The sequence below is a fragment of the Prauserella flavalba genome (assembly GCF_003202235.1).
GTDB lineage: Bacteria > Actinomycetota > Actinomycetes > Mycobacteriales > Pseudonocardiaceae > Prauserella_A > Prauserella_A flavalba.
This window is the reverse complement of record NZ_MASU01000024.1, coordinates 14,663-39,198: the sequence shown is the minus strand read 5'-3', so window position 1 is coordinate 39,198 and position 24,536 is coordinate 14,663. Positions and strand designations below refer to the sequence as shown.

General features: G+C 69.0%; 26 protein-coding genes and 1 pseudogene. 5 read left to right on the top strand and 22 right to left on the bottom strand.

The window, feature by feature from the left end; all coding sequences use genetic code 11:
- Nucleotides 1-105 precede the first annotated feature (105 nt).
- The 14 genes from BA062_RS37600 to BA062_RS40870 all read right to left on the bottom strand — a co-directional run bounded on the left by BA062_RS37600 (nt 106) and on the right by BA062_RS40870 (nt 12,390).
- Nucleotides 106-3,264 carry a BTAD domain-containing putative transcriptional regulator gene (locus tag BA062_RS37600; RefSeq protein ID WP_110343909.1) on the bottom strand — a complete coding sequence of 1,053 codons (3,159 nt, stop codon included), beginning with the start codon at nt 3,262-3,264 and terminating at the stop codon, nt 106-108.
- Nucleotides 3,261-3,629, bottom strand: a complete 369-nt coding sequence (locus BA062_RS37595; protein ID WP_228714211.1) for a hypothetical protein — start codon at nt 3,627-3,629, stop codon at nt 3,261-3,263. Before BA062_RS37595 ends, BA062_RS37600 begins: the two co-directional genes overlap by 4 nt.
- Before the next feature lie 56 nt (nt 3,630-3,685).
- On the bottom strand, nt 3,686-4,144 hold the full coding sequence (locus tag BA062_RS37590; RefSeq protein WP_110343907.1) for a TadE family protein: 459 nt from the start codon (nt 4,142-4,144) through the stop codon (nt 3,686-3,688).
- Nucleotides 4,141-4,554: a TadE/TadG family type IV pilus assembly protein gene (locus tag BA062_RS37585; protein ID WP_110343906.1), complete on the bottom strand. Its 414-nt coding sequence runs from the start codon at nt 4,552-4,554 to the stop codon at nt 4,141-4,143. Before BA062_RS37585 ends, BA062_RS37590 begins: the two co-directional genes overlap by 4 nt.
- A complete protein-coding gene (locus BA062_RS37580; protein ID WP_110343905.1) occupies nt 4,554-4,991 on the bottom strand; it encodes a hypothetical protein in 438 nt (145 codons plus the stop codon). The genes BA062_RS37585 and BA062_RS37580 overlap by 1 nt, the downstream gene beginning before the upstream one ends.
- Nucleotides 4,992-5,057: 66 nt before the next feature.
- Entirely contained in the window at nt 5,058-5,312 is a 255-nt protein-coding gene (locus BA062_RS37575; RefSeq protein WP_110343904.1) for a hypothetical protein, read from the bottom strand.
- Between the two features lie 70 nt (nt 5,313-5,382).
- Nucleotides 5,383-6,288: a type II secretion system F family protein gene (locus BA062_RS37570; RefSeq protein WP_110343903.1), complete on the bottom strand. Its 906-nt coding sequence runs from the start codon at nt 6,286-6,288 to the stop codon at nt 5,383-5,385.
- Nucleotides 6,285-7,226: a type II secretion system F family protein gene (locus BA062_RS37565; protein ID WP_110343902.1), complete on the bottom strand. Its 942-nt coding sequence runs from the start codon at nt 7,224-7,226 to the stop codon at nt 6,285-6,287. Before BA062_RS37565 ends, BA062_RS37570 begins: the two co-directional genes overlap by 4 nt.
- The gene (locus BA062_RS37560) at nt 7,223-8,740 is read right to left on the bottom strand and encodes a TadA family conjugal transfer-associated ATPase (protein ID WP_110343901.1); all 1,518 of its coding nucleotides are present in this window, start codon (nt 8,738-8,740) and stop codon (nt 7,223-7,225) included. The genes BA062_RS37565 and BA062_RS37560 overlap by 4 nt, the downstream gene beginning before the upstream one ends.
- Nucleotides 8,737-9,564, bottom strand: coding sequence for a hypothetical protein (locus BA062_RS37555; RefSeq protein ID WP_110343900.1), 828 nt, complete (start codon nt 9,562-9,564; stop codon nt 8,737-8,739). The genes BA062_RS37560 and BA062_RS37555 overlap by 4 nt, the downstream gene beginning before the upstream one ends.
- A 40-nt stretch (nt 9,565-9,604) precedes the next feature.
- Nucleotides 9,605-10,303 (bottom strand): SAF domain-containing protein, encoded by a 699-nt coding sequence (locus BA062_RS37550; RefSeq protein ID WP_110343899.1) that lies wholly within the window; start codon nt 10,301-10,303, stop codon nt 9,605-9,607.
- A 101-nt stretch (nt 10,304-10,404) separates the two neighbouring features.
- Entirely contained in the window at nt 10,405-11,343 is a 939-nt protein-coding gene (locus tag BA062_RS40875) for a hypothetical protein (protein WP_245960225.1), read from the bottom strand.
- Nucleotides 11,343-11,864: a hypothetical protein gene (locus tag BA062_RS37540; RefSeq protein WP_137096687.1), complete on the bottom strand. Its 522-nt coding sequence runs from the start codon at nt 11,862-11,864 to the stop codon at nt 11,343-11,345. Before BA062_RS37540 ends, BA062_RS40875 begins: the two co-directional genes overlap by 1 nt.
- Before the next feature lie 118 nt (nt 11,865-11,982).
- Nucleotides 11,983-12,390: an A24 family peptidase gene (locus BA062_RS40870; RefSeq protein WP_245960224.1), complete on the bottom strand. Its 408-nt coding sequence runs from the start codon at nt 12,388-12,390 to the stop codon at nt 11,983-11,985.
- A 960-nt stretch (nt 12,391-13,350) separates the two neighbouring features.
- Here BA062_RS40870 and BA062_RS37530 point away from each other — a divergent pair.
- Entirely contained in the window at nt 13,351-13,683 is a 333-nt protein-coding gene (locus BA062_RS37530; protein WP_168214201.1) for a winged helix-turn-helix transcriptional regulator, read from the top strand.
- A 15-nt stretch (nt 13,684-13,698) separates the two neighbouring features.
- On the opposite strand, the gene BA062_RS37525 is transcribed toward BA062_RS37530, so the two are convergent.
- A complete protein-coding gene (locus BA062_RS37525) occupies nt 13,699-14,784 on the bottom strand; it encodes a GGDEF domain-containing protein (protein ID WP_168214200.1) in 1,086 nt (361 codons plus the stop codon).
- Between the two features lie 801 nt (nt 14,785-15,585).
- On the opposite strand from BA062_RS37525, the gene BA062_RS37520 reads away from it, so the two are divergent.
- The 3 genes from BA062_RS37520 to BA062_RS40865 all read left to right on the top strand — a co-directional run bounded on the left by BA062_RS37520 (nt 15,586) and on the right by BA062_RS40865 (nt 18,074).
- Nucleotides 15,586-16,515, top strand: coding sequence for a radical SAM/SPASM domain-containing protein (locus BA062_RS37520; RefSeq protein ID WP_228714203.1), 930 nt, complete (start codon nt 15,586-15,588; stop codon nt 16,513-16,515).
- 101 nt (nt 16,516-16,616) lie between these two features.
- Nucleotides 16,617-17,243 (top strand): AAA family ATPase, encoded by a 627-nt coding sequence (locus BA062_RS37515; protein WP_228714202.1) that lies wholly within the window; start codon nt 16,617-16,619, stop codon nt 17,241-17,243.
- A 471-nt stretch (nt 17,244-17,714) separates the two neighbouring features.
- Nucleotides 17,715-18,074, top strand: coding sequence for a phosphotransferase (locus BA062_RS40865; protein WP_245960223.1), 360 nt, complete (start codon nt 17,715-17,717; stop codon nt 18,072-18,074).
- A 204-nt stretch (nt 18,075-18,278) separates the two neighbouring features.
- On the opposite strand, the gene BA062_RS37505 is transcribed toward BA062_RS40865, so the two are convergent.
- Together BA062_RS37505 and BA062_RS37500 are read right to left on the bottom strand one after the other, a co-directional pair.
- Nucleotides 18,279-18,839, bottom strand: a complete 561-nt coding sequence (locus BA062_RS37505; protein WP_110343894.1) for a hypothetical protein — start codon at nt 18,837-18,839, stop codon at nt 18,279-18,281.
- 53 nt (nt 18,840-18,892) lie between these two features.
- Nucleotides 18,893-19,243 carry a hypothetical protein gene (locus BA062_RS37500; RefSeq protein WP_110343893.1) on the bottom strand — a complete coding sequence of 117 codons (351 nt, stop codon included), beginning with the start codon at nt 19,241-19,243 and terminating at the stop codon, nt 18,893-18,895.
- Nucleotides 19,244-19,416: 173 nt separating this feature from the next.
- On the opposite strand from BA062_RS37500, the gene BA062_RS37495 reads away from it, so the two are divergent.
- Complete coding sequence (locus BA062_RS37495; RefSeq protein ID WP_158303191.1) at nt 19,417-19,689, top strand: GntR family transcriptional regulator; 273 nt, start codon at nt 19,417-19,419, stop codon at nt 19,687-19,689.
- A gap of 297 nt (nt 19,690-19,986) precedes the next feature.
- Here BA062_RS37495 and BA062_RS37490 read toward each other — a convergent pair whose 3' ends face one another.
- From BA062_RS37490 to BA062_RS37465, 5 genes and pseudogenes are all read right to left on the bottom strand, one after another.
- The gene (locus tag BA062_RS37490) at nt 19,987-20,220 is read right to left on the bottom strand and encodes a hypothetical protein (protein WP_110343891.1); all 234 of its coding nucleotides are present in this window, start codon (nt 20,218-20,220) and stop codon (nt 19,987-19,989) included.
- A 346-nt stretch (nt 20,221-20,566) separates the two neighbouring features.
- On the bottom strand, nt 20,567-20,923 hold the full coding sequence (locus BA062_RS37485; protein WP_110343890.1) for a hypothetical protein: 357 nt from the start codon (nt 20,921-20,923) through the stop codon (nt 20,567-20,569).
- Nucleotides 20,924-21,006: 83 nt separating this feature from the next.
- Nucleotides 21,007-21,222, bottom strand: coding sequence for an SAM-dependent methyltransferase (locus BA062_RS37480; RefSeq protein ID WP_110343889.1), 216 nt, complete (start codon nt 21,220-21,222; stop codon nt 21,007-21,009).
- 264 nt (nt 21,223-21,486) lie between these two features.
- A pseudogene (locus BA062_RS37475) lies at nt 21,487-22,276 on the bottom strand (IS256 family transposase); the annotation flags it as partial.
- Between the two features lie 1,041 nt (nt 22,277-23,317).
- On the bottom strand, nt 23,318-24,280 hold the full coding sequence (locus BA062_RS37465) for an IS481 family transposase (RefSeq protein ID WP_110343888.1): 963 nt from the start codon (nt 24,278-24,280) through the stop codon (nt 23,318-23,320).
- Between the last annotated feature and the right edge of the window lie 256 nt (nt 24,281-24,536).

The following is a 24,536-nucleotide window of genomic DNA, read 5'->3' as shown; positions in this document are numbered from 1 at the left end:
GAATTAACCCAGTATAACGACGTTGGCTCGTGTTGGACAGCCTCAGGAAACTGGCGGATCGCTATGAGATTCGCGTCTACTTCCTGCGTTAGGCGCTGGGTTCGTTTAGCTGGCCTGCCGGTTGGATATGTGATTTCTCGGCTGTTGTAGGGCGTCCGCGAGGCTGAGGGTGCTCGGGGCGGGGCGTTGGTCGAGATCGGCCAGCGATGTGGTGAGCAGGTGCAGGGTGCGTGGGATGCTGTCGTGCTGGCCCAGGCGCGCCTGCAGACGCATGAGGTCGCGGTAGATCGCCTCGTTGTAGGGGTCAAGGTGGCGGGCTTGTTCCAGCAGAGCGAGTGCCTGTTCGGGGCTGTCGGTTCTGATCTTGCGGATCAGGGTGCTGAGCGCGTCGAGGACATCGCGGCGGAGGGCTTCGCGGGGCCCGTCGATCCAGTCCGCGGTGATGCCTTCGGCGAGGTCTCCGCGGTACAGCTCGGTGACGCGATTCGCCGCCGCGACAGCCTCTGTTGCCGGGGCTTGGCGGCTGGCGGTGATGGCGTCCTGGAGCCGCCAGAGGTCGGCGGTCAGGATCGTCTGGTCGAGCCGGTAGTGGCTGTCCTGGTTGACGATGATGTCGAGGGTGTCGTCGTTGCTTGCCCGGCGAAGGCCGCGGCGTAGCTGGGACAGGGTCGCGTGGAAGCTGTTGTAGGGACGTTCGCCGGGCGCGTCCGGCCAGAGCGCGGCGCTGAGGGTTTCGCGTCGGCACCCGTCACGGTGTAGCGCCAGGTAGACCAGGATCTCGCGTTGCCGCGGAGCGAGGACGTCGATGAGGTCACGGGGTTCGGGATACGCTCTGGTCAGGTGCAGCCGGCCGAGCACCTGCAGGTGCAGTGGCGGGGCCGGGGCTGGTTCTGTGGCCGGGCGCGGCTCGGTCGTTGGGTTGTCGTCGCGCCGGGCGGCCGAGGGGCGTGGGTGGTTGCTGACCTCCGTCGGGGATGGCTCGGTCGTTTCTGATTCAGCCGGTCCGGACGGTCCGGTCGTGGGGTGCTCGCCGCGGTTGTCGCTGGCGGTCTCCGTCGGTGGGGTCACGGCTGCGGCGTCGGGTTCGGTAGCGAACTCGTACTCGAAGACGGGTGGCTCGGGACTCGCCGTCGTGTTCTCGGCCCGGCTTTGCCGCTGTGTGCCCGTTTCCACGGCGCTGCTGGCGCCGGTGCGGTCTCGGATCGGGTCGTCGCTGCCGGGCTCGGCCGCGTGCAGGAGTGCGAGCAGGTCACGGGCGTCGGCGTCCGGCAAGGTGAACAGTCGGGTGCCGGCCAAGTCATCGCTCAGGGTGGGGCTGGTCGCTTCGACGGTGCCGTCGTCGCGCACGCGCACGGTGCCGCCGGGGTGCCAGGGGCCGAGGAACACGCCAGCCAGACCGAGGTGCGCGCCGTTGTCGAGGACGGCGTGCGCACGCCGGTTCGTGTCCGCGGTGGGCGTGGCTACCACCACGGCAGGTCCGGTGTCGCCGCTCGAAAACGCTGTGTTCGCTGGTGGGTCGTCCCGCGCGAGGTCGCCGGTGTCGGTGCGGGCGACCAGTTCGGCCTCCAACGTCGCCAGCGCTGCGGGCAGGTCGTCAACGACGAGGAGCCGGTCCGGGACGGGATCCGGCAGGTCGTGTCCGAAGAGCGCGCGGGCGTCGTCGGCGGGCATCACGATCATGGCGTCGAGGTCATCGCTGGTGGCCTGCGCGAGCAGGGTCGTGATCAAGGCCCGTGCGGCGGCGTGGGCACCGGGACCGGTGAGTCCCAGTCCTCGCGTGCTGGCGAGGTCGAGCGCGATGGCGTGCCCGTCGCGTACGCCGAGCGAGGTGTCCTGGGGTGCCGGGAGCACAGCACGGACCGTGGCCTGGGCTCGGTCGCGGGCGTGGATGTCGGCCGGTCGTGGATGTCCAGGTGGTGCGGGCGCAGCGGCCGGGTTGTCGTCGACCGGCTGGGGCGCGGTGGTGTCGTGGGCGATGCGCAGTGCGCGGACGACCGGGAGGCCGGCAGGGTCAGCGTCGTCGCGTGCGCCGGGGTGGTACCAGCGGCGGCGCCGGAGTCGGACGGTGATCATCGCGAGGGTGATCAGGGCAGCCAGTCCGAGGCCGACGAACGCACCGGTCGGCAGTGCGATACCGGTTCCGGGTTGTGCCTCGGGCATGTCCGGCTGTTCTCCTCGAGGTGCGTGCGGCGGGGCGGGCTGCTCGGCGGAGGTAGCCGGGCCTTCTGGGGCGTGAGCGGGTGCCGGGCTGTTCGGTGGCGTCGCGGGCTGCTCTGGTGGCTGCGCGGGTGGTGGTGCCGCTTGGGCGGGCAGGACGAGGTGCCAGCCGGGTAGGATCTGGTCGGGGTGGCGCAGCGCGCGGCCGTCGGGTTGGGTGCGGCCGGCGTTGAGGTCGAAGATCGCGCGCCAGGCGTCTGGGTCGCCGAGTTCGCGTTCCGCGATGGCCGAGAGCGTGTCGGTGGGCTCGACGGTGACGGTGCGCCCGCTCGCTGTGGCGATGTCCGCGGGATGGGGCAAGGCGACGGCGTCCGGTGGCAACAGCAGCGTCCATCCCGGTTCCAGGTCGCCGGGGCTGTCGGCGAGCAGGCCGGGGTTGAGCCGCACGATCTCGTGGTAGCGGGTGCCACGGCCGAGGTGGCGTTCGGCCAAGTCCCACAAGGTGTCGCCGTGGACCACCGTGTAGGGCACGGCGTCGTCTGTTCCCGCCGCTGCGGGAGACGACGTGCTTGGGGCGCCGACCGTCACCGCAGTCTGGTCGGTCGCGGTGTCCGTTGCGGAGACCCGGGCTGCCGTGACGGGATGTTCGTGGGGCCATGGCGGCGCGGTGGCCGCAACCGGTGTTGCCGGGGCTGTCGATGCCCCTGCGGTACCGGCGGAGGTGGCCACGAGAACGGCGGCCACCAGTCCGGCGATCCATCGGCCACGCGGCACCCGGCGCAGCAGACCGCGGGCGGTACGGACACCGTGCCCCGTCTGGCGAATCACCTCGACCACGACGGAAAGAGTCAGCAAGAACCAGCCGGCCCACGCCACCGCCACGACCAGCCAGAGCACGAGGTCGCCGGTCAGCCACGCCCACCGCAACGCGTTCCAGATCCGTTCGGGCCATTGACCGATCGGAGCCGGGTCGGGCCAATGGTCGGGAAACAGGCGGGCCGGGTCGGCGCCAAGCGCGAGAAGTCCGCACGGTATCCCGGCAATGAAGGCAAGCAAGGCCAGCGCGGCGAGTGCCCCGCGAATCCGCTGTGCTGGTGCGGCGGTCATGGCAGGTCACCGGTCCGGGTGCCGACGCCGAGTTCGGCCAACGCGGTGCCCGTCGCCTCGGCGGTACCGCCGAGCAACCCGATGGGGGTGGGCTCGACGACGGTGACGGTCACGCGGACCGCGCGCGGTCCGGCGACGCTGACCTGACCGGGATACCCGGCACGAGCGAGGTAGTCGGCGGCAGTGCGCGCTGCGGTCGTCGTGTCGATGCTGACCGCGGGGCTGCGGGTGTCCACCGCGGTGTTGGCCGCGCGGGCGGCTTCGGCGGCCAGCGCGTCGGCGCGGGCGATCGCCCGCAGCCGCGCGGAGCCGTCTACGACTAAGGCGAGCACGAGCAGCAGCGCGGGCACCAGGACGGCGACCATCACGCTCACGGACCCGGCATCCCGCGGCGGTGTTGGTGCCGTCGTTGCTCGGGAGGTCATGGGATGCCTCGATACGGGTCGACCGGGCTGGTGAAGGCACCGGTGATCGTTCGGGTTCCGTTCGGGACGGGCAAAGCAAGATCGCCGAGCGGAACGCGACACGTGACGCTGGCTCGGACGTACCCGGCGCGGCCGACCGTGATCTGGCTGGCGTCGATCGCCACGCTGGACTCGCGGCAGGTGATGCCCTCGCGCGCCAACCGTTCCCGGGCCACCGCCGCCCCGGCCTGTTGCGCCGCAGCCGGGCCGCGGGCGATCGAGGCGGCCCGCGCCGCGGCGGTGGCGGCATTGTCGACCGCCTGCTGCGCCGAGGAGGTGCGGGCACCTGCGACGATCAGCAGCCCGACGAAGAGCACGGCAGGCACGAGCACCGCGGCCTCGACGCTGACCGAACCCGCATCACCCCACCACCGCGACCGCAGACCATGTCGACGGAGTCGGGTGTTGCGGCTCATGAGCCACCTCCGGCGGCCAGGGGCACGGTGAAGCGCTCCTTCACGGCCCGCGCGGTGGCGGAGATCTCGATGTCTAGGCCCGGCATGGGCAGCAAACGTGGAGCAGACCCCGACACAGTGACCTGCACGTTGTCCGCGGTGACTACGGCCTGCGCCTCGGGGGCGGCAAGCACGCCACTTCCCGCTCGGGCAGCGAACGAACGCGCCGACTGGACCGCCGTGGTGTTCGTGGCGCCGACCGGACGACCAGCGTCGACTCCGGCTTGGGCTGCCTGGCTGGCGACGGCGTGCGCGTACCACCATAACCCGCCCTGCACCGCCGACAGGATCAGCAGCAGCACGACTGGGAACAGCAAGGCCAGTCCCACCGACTCCGAGCCGGTGTCGTTGCCCAGGCCGCGGGATAGCATCAGCCGACCTCCGTGGTCACCGGGTCGGACGCGTTCGCCGTGTCGTCGCCCGGCGCGGGAGGTTTGCGTCGGGTGGATGGCGCGTCCGCCGCTGGTGTGTCTCGTGTGGACGATGCCGGGGTCGCGGCGCTCTTCGTGCTCGACGCGCGCCCGGCAGGCTTCTTCCGCTTGGAGCGAGTCGCCTTCCGACTGCCCAGCCACCGGTTGAGGTCAGCCGCCGGGATGTCGGTGAAGCGCGCCAGCTCGGCGATCTCCATGACGTCCGTGGATTCGGCAAGCACGTCCCCGAGCTCACGCTCGATGTCGCTGAGCTGTTCCGCGATCGAGGCCCTTTGCTGGGCGAGTTCCCCGACCCGTTTCGCGACGGCTGAGCGTTTCGCGCTACGAGCGGCGTCGGCCTGTTCAACCCGGCGTTCGATCTCTTCGGTCGTCGCCATCCTGGTCGCTCCCTTCGTTGACTCCTGCACGCCAGCCACCGGCGCAGCGCAGTCCGGTCGCGCTGATCACTGGAGCTGGCCTTGGTATTTCTGCACCACGGCGCGGATGGCGAACGCGAGCCCGAGCACCACGGCCAGACCGATAGCGACGAGCACGGCCTTTTCCACCGACTCCGAACCGCGATCACCGGACGCCCGTGCCTGTGCCCACCGGTTCTCCACGGTGGTGACCAGCGCCACCGCCAGACCGGTGAGGACCCCAACGAGCTGCCCGTAGCGCCACCGGACTCTGGTGTGGATGCTGCGGACTGTCTTCGGCATCGGTGTTCAACTCCCTTCACGTCACCTGCGGTTCTGTTGTCCCGCAGCGGTTTTGAACCCAGAGGTTTTGTTAGGCGCCTCCGGCAATCAACCGGATCATGGCCGGGTACATGACCAGCAGGAGGAACGCGACCAGCAGCAGCGCCACCGGAAGCGCGAGGCGTTGGGAGCGGGCGTTGGCGTCGGCCTTGTCCGCGGCCAGGGCTGCGGAGCGCAGCGCGCTCGCTTTGGCGATCAGCGTGCTGTAGATGGCGGCGCCGTCGGCGGCGGTGGCGAGGATGTCGGCCAGGTCGGCGAGTTCGACCACGCCCATCCGCTTTCCCAACCGGGACAAGGCAACCCAGGGGGTGTGCCCGGCGCGCATCGCGCGGCCGAGCGTGCGGCTGATCCGGGCGAACACCCAGGAATCGCCGACCGCGGCGGCTTCGCCTAGCGCTTGACTCGGCGCACGGCCGGTGGCTCGTTCCTGGGCCACGAGGTCGAGGTAGGCCGCAGTCGCGCGGCGGAACTCCTCCCGTGCCCGGGTGGCGTCCTCGCGCACGGCCAGGACCGGCACCACCGATCCCGCCACGGCTGCGATCACGGCGGCCAGCACCACCACGGTGGTGGGAAAGCCGAGCCGGGCGAACCACGCCAGCCCCGTCACCGTGAGAACGGCCGCGGTGGCGCCTGCGGCCCAGGCCAGGCGGCGGGCGACATAGCGTTCGGGCGTGTGGTCGAGTACGTCGAGGTCGGCGGTGGGGATGCCCCACCAGCGGCTCGATGACCGAGCCGAGTAGCCGGCGAGGTGCTCCAGCCGCGTCGCCCACCGGCCCCTTGGCGGAGCGCCGTCGGCGCGGCGAGCGGTGCGGTCGTCCAGCTCGGCGACCGCGGCGGCCAGGTTGACCGGGGCCGGGCGTACCAGAGCCAGGATCACGCACACGACCGCGAGCCCTGCGAGCGCGCCCAGCACCGCAGCGGTGAAGCCGGGGCTCATCGCGGCACCCCCTCCCCGGCCGGGGCGACCACGGCCGCCTTCCGCGTCGGTTTCGGTGCCCCCACCGGGGTGCGCGAGGCCGCGCCGAGCAGCCGCGCCGGGCGGCGAGTTCGGGTCAGGAGGTGCATCCACCACCCGGCCGCGCCCAGGAGTCCGCCGATCCCGGCCATCACCAGCTGACCCAGCACATCGTTGAACGGGGTGAGGAACTCGTGGGCGAAGAACACCAGCCCGGCCAACAGGACGGCGGTGATGCCGAGGATCGCGCGAACGTCGGTGCGGGGTTTGGCGCGGTCGGCTTCGATGTCCCGGCGCGCCACCACTTCCCGTTCCAGAGCGGTGGCTTTGGCGTCGAGGATGTCGACCAGGCCACGCCCGCCCGCCCGCGAGCGCAAGATCAGCGCAAGGACCACCTCGTCAGCGGCCTCGTCACCGACGTCCTCGGCGAACGCGCGCAACGCCTGCTCCAGGCCGCGGGTGCGCAGCCGCACCGCCAGGGTCTCCACTTCCGTGGCGAGCGCCTCGGGTGCGGTGCGCGCGGAGCTGGCGATCGCCTGCTCCAGGCCACCGGCGCCGGAGGCGAGTACGTCGGCCAGGCGCCGCACCCAGCTTGCCAACGCGTCGAGCCGGGTAATGAGCCGCTGCGCGTCGTGTCCGCGGGCCAGGATCGGCACCGTGATCACTCCGGCGGCGGCGATGATCGCGGCGACCGGCCAGCCGGTGGCCCACCACACCACAGCGCCTGCGGCCACGGCCAGCAACACCCGGCGCAGCGGAACCCGTGCGACGACTGCTCGCCAAGCAAGCAACCCCCATGGCGTGGTTGCTCGAGCGGACTCGTCGGGCTGCCGCGCGGCGAGCGGCAGGAACGCGGCCACGGCGCAGGCCACCGCCAGCACCGCCGCCAGGCCGAGCAGCCACGGCCACACGGTCGTCATCGCAGACCTGCATCTGGGAAACCAGCGGTGTGCCAGGTGCCGGAACCGGCGGCGTCGAGCGCGGCGCGGTCGAAGCCGTGGCGTTCCAGCCGCTCCAGCAGGTCGCGGCTGGGTGCGTAGGCAGGCACGGCGCGCCCGTCCACCGGGCGGGGGCCGAAGATCCGGGTGGTGTCCGGGCGGCCGGAATCGCCGACCGGGCCGACCTCGATCACTTCGGCAATGAACCGCTCCCGGCGCCCGGGATGGTCGGTGCGGGCGACGTGCACGACGAGGTCGATCGCCGAGGCGGTCCATTGGTGCGCTGCGTCGATGGCCAGGGGTGGATCGGCGAGTTGCCCGAGCGCGCCGATCCGGTCGAACACCGCCGACGCGGAGATCGCGTGCAGGGTGCACATGCCCCCGGTCGCCCCGTTCCCGAGCGCGCGGAGCATGGCGGTGACTTCTCCGGCGCGAACTTCGCCGACGATCACGCGGCTCGGCGAGTGCCGCAGCGTCTGCTTGAGCAGGTCGTCTAGGGTGATCTCGCCGATGCCCTCGGAGTTCGCTGGGCGCGCTTCCAGCGGAGTGACCAACGGCCGGGGGCCGATGTGCAGGCCGAGTTCGTACTCCTCCTCGACGGTGACCACGTGCTCGAAGGCGGGGATCTCGCGGCACAACGCGCGCAACATGGTGGTCTTCCCGGCAGCGGGGCCACCGGAGACGACCGTGTTGCAGCCCGCGCGCACGGCTGCACGCAGGAAGGAGGCGAGCAGCGGGTCGAGGGTGCCGTTCGCGACCAGGTCGTCCAGGCCGACGTTGACCAGGCGGTGGCGGCGGATCGCCACCCGCGGCCGGTCGGACACCTCCATCACCGCCGCCACCCGCGCCCCGAGCGGGCCACCGGCAGGAATCCGCAAGTTCCCCATCGGGCGACCGGCGTTGAACTCCCGGCTGGTTTGGCCCTGGCGGGCGAACATCGCCGCGAGCATCTCGACCAGCTCGGCGTCGGTGTCGGCGACCGGATGCGGCCACCGTTCGATCGAGCCGTCCGCGAGTTCGAGGAAGACGTGGTCGCAGCCGTGGACGTGGATGTTCTCCACGTCCTCGCGCTCCAGCAGCTCCTCCAACGCGCCGAGCCCGGACAGCGCGGCCACCACCGCGCGCACGAGCCGCCGTTCGTCGTCGACTGGCAGCGGCGCCTGGCCCGCGGCGGCGCGACGTTGTACCCAGGCCGTGACTTCCTCGGCCACGTAGGCGCGCATCCGGGCTTGCTGCTCCTCGACCGACAGCGGCGAGTCCAAATGTGCTTCCCCGGCGGCGACCTGTTCCAGGCGGGCGGCGACCGACTCCCGGATCGCCCGCACGGCCTGCGGGTCCAGGTAGCCGCCCGTCGCCCCGTCCGGCGGTGCTGTGGGCGCTGGCGGCGCTGCTGGCCCGGTTCCCAGGGCACCAGCGAACGGTGCCGACAGGTCGGGCGGGCGACGCGGGGCCGTGGGGCCGGTGGTGGGGCGGTACCCGTTGTGCGGCAACGTCATCGGGCTCCTCCGGTGAGCACGCCCGGCGAGCCCGGTGCGGCCGGTGTGCGCAGTTCCGCCGGGGTGTCCTGGTGGTAGGTGCCGTGCAGGCGGCGCGCCGCGCGGCGCACGCTGCGCAGCAACGGCGACCGGCGTGGCAGCGTGCCGCCGTCGGCGCCGTCGGAGAACACCGCCGCCGCCCGCGCATCCGCAGCGACCTGCACGCCCGCCTCCCGGCCCAGCGCCGCGCGGACTTCCCGGCTGCCCGCCGGAGTCGTCGCGCAGACCGCCAACCCGAGCCGGTGCGGGACGATCCGCTCGGCGAGCTCGGCCAGCAGCGGGCGTGCGGCCAGGATGTGCCGCTGGGTCGGGCGTACCGCTACCAGCACGAGGTCGGCGGCCAGCAGCAGCGGCCATGGGGTGAGCGTGCTGTAGCGGCCGATGTCGACCAGCGCGTCGGCCGGGTGCCCGGACGTGGTCTTGAACGCGGCCAGCGCCGCGGTCAGGCGCGTCCACCCGGCGGTGCCGACGGCGGCGTGCTGGCCCGGCGCGCTCAACCCGGCCAGCAGCCCGACGTGCCGGGCCGGAGGAACCTGCTGTACGTGGTCGAGCAGCGTGGCCGGGTCGCCCGCCGTCGCGTGCCGGGTCGCCGTGGCGTGCGACAACACGCCGAGGTCAGTGCGGATCGTGCCGTCCACGACCCACTGGCCCAGCCAGCCCGCTGCGAGGTCGCCCCCGGCTGGGTCGCAGTCGGCCAACACCACCGGTACGGGCCAGGCCGCCGCCAGCGCGGCCAACGTCGTGGTCGCGCCGGGTGCCCCCTTGCCCGAGACGATCGTGATCATTGCCAACACCCTCACCGCCCTTCCAGACAGCAGTCGTCTTTTAGGCGCCGGGACCGAGCTGGACCAGGACCACCTGGCCCGCGGCGGCGCTGCTTGCGGCCTGCGCGGTGTCCGCGCCGACCAGGACATCGACCGTGACCGCGCCGGTGGAGTCCGGCGGGCCAACCCCGAGCACCCGCGCGCGAAACGGCCCGGCCGTGCTCGCCGTGGATTGGCTCGCATCGGTTCCGGTGCCTCCCGCGACCGGGGTCACCTGGACCAGGTCGCCGGGTGCCAACCCGCGGGCGGGCAGGTGCCCCGGTTTCACCGGCAGCCCGACGAGGCGCTCGCCCGGCCCGGGAACCGGCTGCGCGGACAGCTGGCCGGGGGCGAGCACGGTGCCCGCAGGCAGCGTCGAGCGCGCGACCTGGCCGACCACCCCGGCTCGGTCGCTGGCGGGGATGGAGGCCAGCCGCTGGTCCGGGACCGCCTTGGCTACGCCGAGATCGCCTTCGCCGATCCGCTGGCCCCACCCGACGTCGCGGGTCAGCACCAACACGTCGACCCGCTCGTCCTGCCCCGCGATCAGCGCGTGGTTGCCGTACGCGACCACCGCGGCCAGCACGACCGCGACGCCCAGCAGCCACCAGCGGCGCCGCCGGGGCACCCGCGGGCCATCGCCCTCCTCGCCCTGGCCGGTGAGCCCCGAGTCGCCGCTGCGCGGCTGTGGCGGCCGGGAAAAAGACACAGCAGTACCCACTGGGGTAACTCCTTCCCCATTCCAAAAATGTTGTTGCCTTTATTTCCGCAGAATGCGAGAAACGAATCTGTCGCAGAATGCGGTTGTCAAAGTCCTGTCCGTCAGTTCGCGCGCAGGGCCTGCACCTCGGCCACCGCGAACGTGGCCGCGGCCCGCGAACTCATCTGCGGGAAGTCCCCGCCGACCTCCGTGGTGCCGTCCGAGCCGACCCAGCTCACCGACCACTGGATCGCCCACTCCGCCGTGGCCTGGTCGTTCGGCTGCCCGACCGACGAGCGGGTGTACACAAAACCGCAATCGGGGCTGGCAGCGTGCAGCCCGTACGACCGGTCATACGGCGTGCCCGGACCCGCACACGACATCGAGCCGCCGGTGCCGGAGTTGAACAACATCGCCACAGGCGTCGCGGTCACCTCCGCCCAGACGGGACCCACCTGCACCCGCTGCACCGCCGGATGCCACACGCTCCGGTCGGTCCACACCCAGGTGTTCTCCCCAACGATCGTGGCGTCCCGCCCATCCGGCAACCGCACATCCGGCGAATGCCGCGGCACCGGCAAAGGAAGACGAAGCTGCTCGAACGCTCTCGCGGCCAGCTCTGCCGGAGTCGGCAAGGGTGGTGGGCCGGGAGCCTGCGCCCCCGGCGGGGCATCCGCCGGCACGGACGGCAGACACCGCAGCCCCACCGCATTGCCGCCCGACCGGATACCTCCCGGGCCGTCACCAACGGGGAACCCACCCAGGAAGCAGCCCGGCGGCAGACCACTCGACGCGTCGGCCGTCCCGGTCCCGTCGGTGCCCGCTAGGCTCCCGGGCGACGACGTCGCCTGCGGTCCGCCGCGGCGGATCGGCGCCTCGCCGCGCGAGTACAACGCCCGCAGATCCACCCGCGGTGGCGTGTACTGACCATACGGGTCCACCGGCGTCACGACGACCTGGCCATCATCGTGAGGTTCGTCAGCCGCCGCCGACGGGCTGGCCGCCAGCACACCCGTGGCCGCAGCCAGACACGCGGGGATGGCGAGCAGTCCACGATGCATCAGCACGCACCCCCAGGAAAGCGCAGTCGAGCCACCTTCCACTGCCCGGAAGCTTGATCGCGCTTCATCGTCGCCGTGACCGGCATTCGAGGCACGCCAACGGTCTTCGGGTCACCGGTGCGCGCGTCGGCCTGGCCCGCACGGGAGGCGTCCTGACAGTCGACCACCTTGGCCGTGTCGCCGCTCACCTCGACCGAAGTGATACGCACGACAACCTCACCGTAGGTGGTGAACCCGGCCGCCTTGTTGCGGCGCATTGCCTCTAACGTGACGCTCAGCTGCGGCTCAATGGCGATCGCGGCGATCGCGTCACGCCAGGTGTCCTCGGGCTTGTGCGGCGTCTGAGCCGAACGCGGCCAGAACTGGGTGTACGCGGCCTCTACCGCGGCCGCCGCATCCAGCGACGCCGACGGAGCCAGCGATCCCTGGGATGGCGCAGACGAATCCAGTGGCGGTGGCGCGGACGGCCTCTCGCCGCTGCACCCGGACACCAGCAACGAAGCGCCGAGCGCCACCGCCACGATGACACCCCAGGCCGACGAGCGCCAGATCGAGCAAGCCATCACGCATTCCCCCACGCTGTCGAACTCGCAGAGCCGTCCGCTCCGCGCGAGCCGACGCTCAGCGTCGATCGGTTCGCTACGCGAACAACATCCCCAGCAGGGCGCCAGCCAGCACGGAAGGACCGGCGGGAAAACGGGCGCGCGCTTGGTGCGTGACCACCGCGACCGCGATGGCGACTACCGCGGTTAGGCCGGCAGCCAGCAGCAGTCCGGTCGCCAGGACATTCCAGCCGAACCAGCCCAGATACAGCGCGACCGCCCCGTACAGAGCGGTGTCCCCGCCGCCGGTGTGCTCCGGTGCCACCGCCTGCACCGCTGCCGCCATGGCCAACACCCCTAGCGCCGCCCCGCAGGCGAAGCCCAAGTTCGTCCAGCGATTCTCGGCGGCCGCAGCCATCGTCAAGCACGCCAAGCCTCCGGCTGTCATCGCGGCCACGATCGGAAACGGCAAACGCCCAGACCGTACGTCGGTGATCGTCAGCACGCAGCTCATCGCACACGCCCAGCACCACGCCACTGCCACCGGGCCCGGTCCAAACCGCGCCCACCCCACGGCGAACAACACCGCACACCCCACCGACGCCGCAACCAGCACCACCACACATGAACTGCATGGTCCCTGACGAGAGCCCAGGCTGCGTTCGGCAACGGCGACCAGCCCGGGACCAAGCAGCACTCCGACCCCAATAAGCCACAACATCGTCGACATCCCACACACCCCCCGCGCGGCACGCCGGTGACCAACGCCGCGACCACCAGACCGGCGCACCGGCACCCGACTCACCGGTGCCCCCGTCGCCACCCGCGACCACGGGGCCTCGGCCCTGACATGACTCTCCACAGCCGACATCACCCTGACCTGGCGAGCCGCTCGGCAGCCACGCCAGCGCAGCACTCTCGCATTGAGCCCTGTCCTCGTCGCGGGTGCACTCATCGCCGTCATCCCTGCCGGGAGCCACCTGGCCACGGCGTAGCGGCCAGGCAAACGCAAAGACCTGAATCACTGAGCGGCCAGGCATGCTCAGCAACGCGCCTATCAGAGCTTGAGCACAGCCCGCTGCGCCTCCCCAGACGCCAGCATCTCGTCCGGCATCGCCACACCCATAGAAGATGCATCTCGCTACCCCGGCAGCGGGATCGGGTGCGGTCATCAACGGTCGACGATGAACCATGGCCAAGTCCCCCCTCTGCGCGCCTCTGTCGCCATCCGCGGCGGCGGATTGATCTACGTGTAGCGCGCGGACCTCGACTGAGTGCAAGGTAAGTACCGACTTACCCCAGGGTTAGTCGGGCAATCTTCACCCGTTCGACCTACACCAGGTCAGCCCTCGAAAACGGTCTTGCGGTACACCACCCGATCGGGTCGCCGGGGGTCGTCAACCCGCGGTGTTGATCGTGATACGCAACCGGGGTGGCCGATTGGGACATGCCATACCGCCAGCAGGTGCGCGACACCCTCGCCGTGCTCAACGGCGACTGGACCGTCGCCGTACTGGCTGCCCTGGCGCCGGGAGAACGACGGTTCGGCGAGCTTCGGGCCGAGGTGAACGAGGTCGAGGAACGCATCGGCTGGGCCTCCCACACGCGTCCCCTCAGCGAAAAGGTCCTGACGACCACCCTGCAACGACTGCACGATGAGGGACTCGTCGAGCGTCGAGCGGAAGGAGACCGATTCGGCGCCGTCTGGTACCGGCTCACCCCGGCTGGACGCAGCCTGCTCCGCGCCCTGCGATCCCTGGTCGACTGGGCACGCGAATACCGAGCACCGCCACCCTAACCACGTACTCCGGGGTCAGCCGGCCAGCACAACCCGGTTGCGTCCCCCGTCCTTGGCCGCGAACAGCCCGTTGTCCGCCGCCAGCAGCAACTCCTCCACCGACGAGCCGGCCCGCGGATAGCTCGCCGCCCCCATGGACACGCTCACCTGCAGCGGCAGGGGCGCGCCAGTGGCAATCGTGGTCTCCGCAATGCGGCGCCGGAGGCGGTCGGCGACGCGCACCAGGTCCTGCCCGGCCACCCCGGGCAACATGATCACGAACTCCTCGCCACCCAGCCGGCCGCACAGATCCTCCTGCCGGGTGCCCTTGCGCAACGTCGCGCCCACCGCGCCCAGCACCTCGTCGCCGATACCCCGGTCGTAGCGCTCGTTGATCGTGCGGAAGCGGTCGATATCGATCATGAGCAGGCCCACGGCCCTGTCGTGGCGTCTGGCGCGATCGAGTTCGGCATCCGCTTGGGCGCGCCAACTCGCCGCGTTCAGCAGACCGGTCTTGCCGTCCCGCGTCGCCGCGCGCTCCAACTGGGTGACCAGCACGCTGCGGTGCAACGCGTACAGCGGCAGCACCAGCAACCCCACCAGCCACGGCTCGGTGCTCACCAGCACCGCCGCCACCGTCCCGAAGCACAAGGTAGCCAGCTCGAGCACGTTCTCACTCGCAGGCCCGGTCAAACCAGCCAGCGAACGCCCAGGATGCAGCAGCGCGATCGCGATCCCGACGATGATCGAGTTGGTCGCGAAATACGCCAGGACCACCACCGCCAGAGCCAGCACTCCGGTCAGTGCCAGCTCCGACCCGAGCGGGAACAGGCCCAACTCTCGTGCGAACCACTGGGCCACCTGGCAGGACACGATCACGTTGGCCACGCTGAACACGACGCGGTAGGCACGCACGCCCGTCACGCCACGCCAGCTTCGTACCCAGAGATGCGCATACAGCACCACGGCGACCAGCGAGACCAAGTCCAGGGGCAGCAGCAACGCGGCAGCCAGCGTCCATACCGAGCTGAAATTCACGTGTGGCGTGTCGGAGAAGCGCCGACGCCGACGCTCGATCTGCCCAGCGAGCTCGCCCGCCACCAGGCCGGACACCACGAGCACGCCGAACGTAGTGCCATCTGCACCGTGGATTGTTTCAGTTAACGCTGCCACCGCCCAGATCGCGCCAGCTGCCAACACGGTTGCGACAAAGTACAGCGTGAATCGCAGCGGTAGTAAACGCGATGCCGCGCGCTGATCGCCAGCCGACTGCTCGTGCCGACCCGTTGCATGTGCCGTCATACTGGTCCCGCTTTCGTTCCGCGCCCGCTCGCGACGGCTCGGGCTACCAGACTCGGCCGTCCGCCATCTGTGGGAGGAGGCTCGCCATGCGCAACAAGGACCTGTGAAGGCATCGACTCACCCAGCTCGCCTGGCTCGTCCTCGGCCACTGACCCTGGGGACGAGCCGCTCGCATCGACGAGCCTGGCTGGGCCGCCCGAGTGACGACGACGTCGTCACGACCGGGCCTACTCACCTCCCCATTGGCGTAGCCCGCGCGTACCGCTTTGACCGTCGCATCCAGATCGTCCACGATAAGCCGGAGCACACGCCACGAGGCCACATTGTCCCGCGAGTTCACCACATTGTCGTAGCCGTATCACTTTGCGTGGTCATCAGCGGAATGACAGATGACCTGAAGGCCGTCTCCGTCATGGGTGGCTTGGAGACCGCACGCGACCTCGAATCTGTTACCGCCTCTCCGACGTGCGCGCTCGCCGCGTCGCTCGATCTCTCTACACACGACTGCGGAGCAGAATCAGCCACAGCGGCGTTGGCAGGGGTCGCGGCGAGGTGGCACCTCTTTGGCGACTGGTCGTCCGCGGTTCGCAACCCTCTCCGCGGCATGCCGCTAGCTGGAACGTGCTTGACGCCGATGACGCCCATGCCGCGCTGACCGCTGTCACCTGCGACCGTCACCTGTTGACGTTCCTGTGGCTGGAGATCACGGGCCGCTGTCAGCTTGAGTGCACTCACTGTTACGCAGGCAGCTCGCCGATGGGCACCCACGGCACGATGACGCCCGATGGCTGGCGTGGTGTGCTCGACCAAGCTGCGGAGCTGGGCGTCACGACCGTGCAGTTGATCGGCGGCGAGCCCACATTGCACCCGGCGTTGCCAGAGTTGGTGCACCATGCGCTCGCCCATGATGTGCAAGTGGAGGTGTTCACCAACCTCGTGCATATCAGCGACGAGCTGTGGCATGTGTTCTCCCGCCCTGGCGTCAGCCTCGCGACCTCCTACTACTCCGACGACCCTGACCGGCACGCTGCCATCACTGGCCGCCCCTCGCTCGCCCGCACACGTGCCAACATCAGCAAGGCGCTGCGCAGCGGAATTCCGCTGCGCGCCGGGCTGATCGACCTCGCCGACAATCAGCGAGTGAACGAAGCGGCAGCGGAGCTGGTGAACCTCGGCGTACCTGAGATCGGCCGCGATCGGCTCCGGCACGTCGGGCGCGGCGGCCGCGGGCAGCCGGGCACGGTCGGTCAGCTCTGCGGACAATGCGGTCGCGGCTCGGCCGCTGTCGCGGCGGACGGCATCGTGTGGCCGTGCGTGTTCTCACGCTGGCTTCCGATCGGCAATGTGCGCGAGAGCAGCCTCGCCGCCGCGTTGACCAGCGAAAAAGCCGCCCACGTCAGCAACGAGCTCCGCACCGCGTTCGCCGATCGGCCGGCGACGATGTGCGTGCCGACCATGTGCGACCCTCAATGCGGACCCTCGTGCAGCCCGGCGTGCCGACCAGCAGGCAACTGCCGACCGGTTGGGGCTTGCGCACCGGACTATGGCTGACGAACAGGGATTAGGGAGAGGCGGATGCTGTCCGACGCGCGTTCATCCCCGAGGGGCTGCGACCCGCTGCCCTGACCTCGTGGCCCTACACGGTGCCGTGCGTGGCTGAACTGGCCGACAATGGGCTCGAATTCACCGCTCCGGTGACAATGCTGGTCGGCGAGAACGGCTCCGGGAAATCCACTGTCGTGGAAGCCATTGCCGAGGCGTTCAAACTCGACGCCTACGGCGGGCGCGCCGGCCGCAAGTACGGCAACGACCGCCCTCGCACACCCCTCGGCGAGGTCGTGCAACTCGAAACCACACCCGAAGGTGCCCGGATGCGGTCAGGCCCGCGCACCAAACGGAAGGGGTTCTTCCTGCGCGCCGAGACCGCGTTCGGGCTGATGAATGCCGTGTCCGGGATGAGCGGGCACTGGGAGGCTGACACGAGCGAGATGAGTCACGGCGAGGGCTTTTTGACCGTGTTCGCCGAAATGTTCCAAGGTGGCGGGCTCTATCTCATGGACGAGCCCGAGGCGGCGCTGTCGTTCACCTCGTGTCTCCAGCTCGTGGCGCTCATGCACGACCTCGGACACTCCGGCGCGCAGGTGCCGACATCATCGAGATCGGCGACCACGGGACACGCCGGGCGAAGTGGGACGGCCTGGACCTCACGGCGCAGTGGCGGCGGTTCCTCGCCGAGCCCGCGTTCTACCTGCGGCATATCACTCCATGACCGAGGTTGAGCGTTCCGACGAGGCGTTTCGCGCGTGGATGCGCGACAACCTCGACCACGCCGCCGCCCACTTCGGGCTGACCCTCGTCGAGCTACCGACCTTCGGCTGGCGGCTGCGGTCCGTCGTCGCCGTCGCCCGTGGCGCCGGCGGCCTCTGCTGGTTGCGGGTGGGCTCTGAGCAAACCCGATGGCTGGATCACGGCAGCGACTTCTGGACTGGCAACCTCGACGCCAACATCATCCGTGGGGTACCGAAACCGCGCGTGCTCGACACCACCCAGTGGGAGGCGGCTGACCAGCACCGACGCGTCCGCGCCGACGTCATGACCGTCCTAGGCGGGCATCCGTGCTCGCCCACAGATGTTCTCCAGGCTCCGCTGGATCTGTCGGATGATTGGTGGGAGTCCCTGCGCACAGCCTGGACCGTTTGCGCCAAGTGTCGACATCTCGCTACGCCACGCGCGGCATCGACACACGGCGAGTGCGTGACACGCTCGGCGTTGACCTGCACATTCGCCGCTGGGAGACCATCCACAACGATCTCCACTGGAACAACCTGCTGGCACCCGAACTCGGCATCCTCGATTGGGAATTCTGGGGGCGCGGCCCAGCGGGCACCGACGCGGCCTCGCTGTACTGCTACAGCCTGCTCGTCCCCGACGTGGCGCGCCGCGTCTGGCGGACCTTCGGCACGGTGCTGGACACCGACGACGGCCAGCGGGCCCTGTTGTGGGTGGCGGCACGGCTGCTGCACCGGGCCACAAAACTCGGCGACCACCCGGCGCTGATCACACCGCTGCACGAGCTGACCGCGCCACTGCTGAGGTCAGGAGGTGCCTGAGTTGCCAATCGAGACGATCACCGTGCCCTTGGACCGAACTGTGTTCGCAATCCCGCGCTCGTGCGTTATCGATCCGCCGGGCCTGGGCAGCTGATATCCGACTCGACGACGCAGACTTGTGATGCGCGTCCGATGGGGGCGCGGAAGGCAAGTTCGCGCTTTGCTAGCCGAAGAAGCAGCCCGTGACTTCCTGCGAAATCCAGGTCATCTGCACAGGCCGCGACTTTCGCTATTTGTTTGGTTGGGGATGTTGAAGGCGGTGGAGATGGCTGAGCGGATGGCGGTGATGTCGATGCCGGCTTGTTCGGTTTCGAGCATGCCGAGCTCGAGGAGGTGGAGGCCCCTGCGCCGGAGGTAGGTCGTGGCGGAGGGTTGGCCGGTGTCTTTGAGTTGGTAGATCATGGCTGCTTCGGCGTCGACGGCGTGGTTGATGCGCGTGAGTTGGACGCTGATGTCGTTGGATGGTGGCGGCGGGAGTGGTTCGCGGGGAAAGCATTCCATGCGTTCGGCGATGATGCGAACTTCGGCGCCGACTTCGTTGAGGTAGTGTTCGTCAATCTCACTGTCCTCGATGTAGGTGGCCAGCAGGCCGATCGCTTCGTGTACTTCGCGGCGGAAGAGTGTTTCGGCGGCGCCGAGGGCATGCGCTCGTGGTAGGGGGCGCCGCCGTCGGCGGGCGATTTCGAGGATGCCGCGCCCCCGGTGTTGCAGGTGTTCGAGCGCGCCGTGACTGGCAATGGTGATCTCGCAGAGAACGTCGATCATGTCCTCCCATTGCCGTCGGGTGAGGCTGGCGTATCGGCGGAGTCGTCGCACGATCATGGCTGGGACTCCGTGACGGTGAGGATCGTGTGGCCCCGCGCGAGAAGGTGGGTGCCGACGGAACGCAGTGTGTCGCGCGCGGCGCTGTCGTCGTGCTGCAGAAGGTGTGTCGTTTCGGCGCAGATCGCCTGGTCCAGCCGTACCAGCGCGCTCTCCAGGTCCTGCGCAGCAGGCTGGCGAAGGGTACGGATGGCGGTGGCCCAGGCCCTTTCTTCGGAAGAGTAATCCTCGTCGGGAAACTCGGCGGTGGGGTGCCACGCAGCCCAGAGGTATACCTCAGCTTGTGCCACGTTGTCATCCAGCAGTGCGTCGGCGATCCGGAGGCACTGTTCATCGGCGGGCGACACGGTGAACCCCTCCCGAGCCGCGCGGTGGGTACGCGCGGGTGGCGGCGTCGCTTGTGGTTCTCTCATGACTCTACCTCCTCACGTTATTGCAGGTAAAATATAGGCTCCTATGGACGTCTGTAGGAGTCTGTGTCCGTCTATGGACGTCGCTATGGCAAGGTAGGCGCATAGGAGTGCGTATTTTCCTGCAGGTGAGCTGGGACAATCGCGCAGACCGCATTGATCACGACGGGCCGGACTTCGTCTGGGAACAGGTGGCTGCTGACCTGCGCGCAGACATCGAGAGCGGCGCGTTGGCGCCAGGTGTGCGGTTGCCGAGCGAGTCGGCCCTGGCCTCGATTTACGGCGTAGCCCGCGGGACGATCGGCCGTGCGCTGTTGAAGCTGAAGGAGGACGGCTTAGTCGTCACGCGCTTCGGCCGGGGAACGTTCGTCGCCCGGACATAGCGAGCCAGGCGTTGCCTGACCTCGCACATCAATCCGTCGCCGTTACCGCTGCGGCATTCCGTATCAGCTTCAGAACAGGCTCAAGAGTCCGCTTGTCGCCGTAGCCGGAGTGGGCCGGCTACGGTGTAGCAGTCGATGACCTGCCGAAGTGGTGGCGGGCCTCGGCGGTGTTGCCTAGCGCGGCGTGGACTTCGCCCAGCACGGTGTATAGGTCGGCGAGGTAGCCAACCAAGCCGTAGTCGTGCACGGCTTGCTCGATCGCGGTCAGTTCGGTCAGCGCCTCGGCGGCCTGCCCGTTCAGGGTGAGGCTCGCGCCAGGTGCATGACGGTGCGGGCGTGGCCGATGTGGTCGCTGATGCCAGCGAACATGCTCGCCGCGAGCCGTAGGTGGTGTACCGCGAGCTTGGCGTCGGCGATCTTGGGGTCCTCGGCGATCTCCAGCGCCCGTTCCAGGTCCGGGCGGGCGGCGTGGGAATTCGTCGGCCTTGAGGTGCGCGCGGGAGAGTGGCCAATGCGCCGGATTTCAGCCACGGATCGCACACCTCGGTGGCACGCTGTACGGCGATGGCGCAGATGGCGATCGCGGCCTCGTGGAGTTCGAGGTTGGTTTCACCGAAGCCCTGCCGGGTACGGCAGACGATCTCCAGGATGTGTCCGGCGTCGGCGGCTGCGTTGGCTCCGAGGAACTGGGACCACACCAGTTCGCTTGCGGTGTAGTTGGGGCGCAGGGGGCTCCACAGGGCGTCGGCGAACTGGTACACCAGCTCGTCCCAGCCGCTGTCGGCGGCAACCTGTTGTGCGGCCAGGAGGTTGCCTCGTTCGGTCTCGACCCAGTCCAGGGCGGCCTTGGCGTCGGGGAACATCCCGGGTGTCGAGGCTAAAGTAGACGGGGCTGAACCGACGGGGGAACGGGTTGATGACCTTGTCGGCCGCCGCGGTGCGCCGCAGGTACCACTCGATCATCCGACGACGTACCGCGAGGCGCGCGGGCCTCGTCGTCCTGGTCGGTCAGGGGCGTCACGTGGTCGCGCACCAGGTCGTACAGCCGGTAGCGCTCGTCACCGGTCTCGGTGACGAGGTTGGCCTCCAGCAACCGTCCGAGTACTCGCTCGACCTCGGTCACCGGGACTTCCAGGCCGGCGGCCAGCGGGTTGGCGGTGAACTCGGCGCCGGGCTGCTCAACCAGGCCGCGGTACAGCCGGGCGGTGGTGACGTCGAGGTCCTCGTCGCTCATCTGCAGCACTCCTCCGACAGGCAGCTCGTGCGAATCCAAGGCGCCGGATGAAGCCTTGGCGGGATGGTGGCGCAGGCCGGTGATCAGAAGCGCGAGGTCGCGCCGAGGATGCGCGGCGAGGTGGGCCCCAGCGATGGCACGCCACATTCGGGCACCAGAGCTGCGATCTTGTCGGCCACGAGCCGGTCGGCGGCCAAATTGTGCCCGCCGCTGAGTAGGTAGTCGTAGATGCGGAACAGCGATGGCGCGTCACGATCAACTAGCGTGTTGAGGCCGCACGCACCCTTTTGCGTCGCCATCACCGTGACGTTCCCCCGCCCGGCTCGTCATCATGAGCCTGACCTGCTGTACACCTGGTCGACGCGGGCCGGTGGGACGTCTCCGTTGCCCGAAGTCGGCCGGGTTGGTGCGGGCGATTAGACCGGCGACATCAAGATCTGAACCAGAGCGGACAACACGGCGCTCGCGAGGCATCCATGAGGCGGCACTGCACCTGAGCACGACTTCAGCAGCGGCACGATTCACTCGGCCGAGTTGTCAACGGCATGTGAATCTTTCACGTACTTCTTCGAGGTGAGCCGGAATGAGTTGCGAATCAAGTGGATGATGCAGTTCTGGACGATCGTGCTCGGCCAGACGTTCTCCACGACCTCGGGCAGTCCTTTCAGCCCGTCGCAGACGAGAAAGAAAACGTCTTTAACACCCCGGTTTTCAGGTCCACGAGAACACTCATCCAGAATTTGGCGCCCTCGCCGCCGCTGCCGGCCCACAGGCCCAGGACCTCCTTGCAGCCGTCCGTGGTGACGCCGACAGCGGCGTAGAACGGCCGGTCGGTCACCTGCCCATCACGCACCTTGACCACGATCGCGTCAATGAACACCGCGGCGTACACGGAATCGAGCGGACGGCTGGCCCGCTCCTGCATCTCGGCGACCACCTTGTCGGTGATCCGTGAGACGGTTTCCTTCGACACCGAGGCGCCATAGATTTCAGCGAAATGCGCAGAAATCTCCCCCTGGTGAGACCTTTCGCATACAGCGACAACACGATCTCATCGACATCGGTCAATCGACGCTGACGCTTCTTCACAATCTTCGGCTCGAACGTCGATTCCCGACCACGCGGAACCTCGACCTCCACCTCGCCCACGGCGTCCGAGATCACCGTCTTCGACCGCGTACCATTACGCACATTCGACGAGTCCCGTCCAAACTCGGCATGGTTCTTCTCTTGACCGAGATGCTCAGTCATTTCCTCGTTCAGCGCCGTTTCCAGCACATTCTTGGTGAACATCTTCAACAGCGCGTCCGGCCCGGTCAGCTCCAGCCCACGCTCGCGCGCCTGCGCCACCAGCTCGGCTGCGGCCCGCCTGCTCCGCCGACAGCTGTTGCTCCTGCTTGTTGGTCTTCCTCGATGCGCTCACAGCATCAGATGTCATCACTCACAGTGTCCGTCCCGCCGAACTCACGCCCGGCGTGTCGGTCGGAAACACCGTCCGTGAAACAGTCCCCCTGACAAGCATTGACCGGAGGACTCTCGATGTCCGAGTCATTCTTCAGTCGGACATTCCGCCGGATGACAGTTCGAGCGCCGCAGCGACGACTTCGAGTTCGACCAGTGCGGCGGTGAGGTCCTCGATGATCTCGCGGGCGATGAGGTGTGGGGCTGGAAGGTTGTCGGTGTCTTCGAGTGACTCATCACGGAGCCACGTGATGTCGAGGTTGACCTTGTCGCGCGCGAGAAGGGCGTCATAGATGAACGGCCTGAATCGTTCGGACTCGATCCGCTCGGAGCGTGGCGTTTCGGACGCGTAGCGCTCGACGAAATCGTCCAGGTGTTGACGGCGCAGTGGGTTCTGCTTGAGTGTGAAATGTTGATTGGTACACAGGTCGTAGATCCAAGGCTACCCGCGCCACTCACTCGCACGGTTTCCCCACCATCCCGCTCCTTCCGGGTACTGGCCGATGAGGTGTATCAGATCAACGCTACGAGGATGGGCGTCAACGGCGAGCTAGACAGGGGCCGGTTCATCTCGACGGTCGCAGTCGGCAGCCGGAGCCCGCGCCGCACTCACAGCCGCGACACGGGCGAAGGATGGGGCCGCGCACAAGTCCACCACGGTGACGTTCGAGTCGACCGAGCGCAACGGCCTGCCGTGGAGCAGTTCAGCCGCAACGAGCGACGTGGCGACAGCGCCGAGGGCGATCTCGTCGCCGCGTCCAGATCGGCGGTGAAGGCGCCCGGTTGGGGAGCCGGTTCGCTCATCCAACGCCCAAGCACGTACCAGACTGTTGTCGTAGTGCAGCTCGGCGACGACGCCGGGCCGCAGGCGGATTGCGGTCTGCCCGCAGCGTGAGCCCCTCGGTCAACTCGTCATCTGGGAGGGATACCGCCCTAGATGTGCTGTTCGGTGAGGTTGGTTCCGCGGCTGGCGGGGGTGTTGCCGCCGACGCCGGTGTGGGGTCGGTGGTAGTTGTACCAGTCGAGCCAGTCGGGGAAGGCGGCTTGTCGTTGGGTTTCTGAGGTGTAGGGCTGGTGGTAGGCCCATTCGTCGAGCAGGGTGCGGTGGAAGCGTTCCACCTTCCCGTTCGTCTGGGGTCGCCAGGGGCGGGTGAAGCGGGGTGTGATGTGCAGGTCGGTGCAGGTGGTGTGCCAGGTGGTTTTGCGGTAGGCCCAGGCGTTGTCGGTCAGCACCCGCTCGATGGTGATGCCGTGGCTGGCGAACCAGGCGTGCGCACGGCGTAGGAAGGCTGCGCAGGTGGCGGCTTTCTCGTCGGGCAGGATCTCGGTGTAGGCCAGGCGCGAGTGATCATCCAGAGCGGTGTGCAGACAGAGGTAGCCGCCGCCGGCGGTGCGGACCTGGTTGGCTCGGCCTTGGGCACGGCCCAGGACCTTGTGCCCACCACCGTCGGGGATACGGCCGAGTTTCTTGACATCGACGTGTACCAGCTCGCCCGGAGTGGCGCGTTCGTAGCGGCGAATCGGCTCGCCGGTGGCGCGGTCACACGCGGCCAGCACCGGCACCCCGTGGCGCCGCAGGATCGCATGGGCGGTCGAGGGCGCCACCCCAGCCCGCACCGACAGGCGAACCGGGCCGATCTTGTGCTCCTGCCGCAACATGACGACCAGAGCCTCCACCTCAGGCGACGTGCGGTTCGGGCTGTGATGCGGCCGGCTGGACCGGTCGTTCATCCCCGCCGGGCCGTGTTGGCGATAACGGCCCACCCAGCGGGCCACGGTGGTGTGACTGACCTGAAACCGCTCCGCTGCCCGACGCAGCGACCATCCCTGCTCCACGACACACAGGGCAAGCCGCAGCCGGCCCGTCGGGGTCAACGAGGCGTTACGGTGGACCATCGAGGACCTCCTGGTGTTCGGGTGTTGATGTCGCAATCCACACCGAACCCGGAGGTCCTCACCCATATCAAGATCATCCTCAGCGTGTCAGCCCATCACCAACGTCCCCGAACAGCACACCTAGACCCCAGACATGCGGGTAGCCGTTCGGTCTCTCCCGGAGCTGTCCGACAGCCGTTGCCACGAACTCGAGCCTATTGTGCCGCGCCACGCTGGGCGGACTGCGCGTTCAAGGGTTCACTGACCCTGGTGGCTG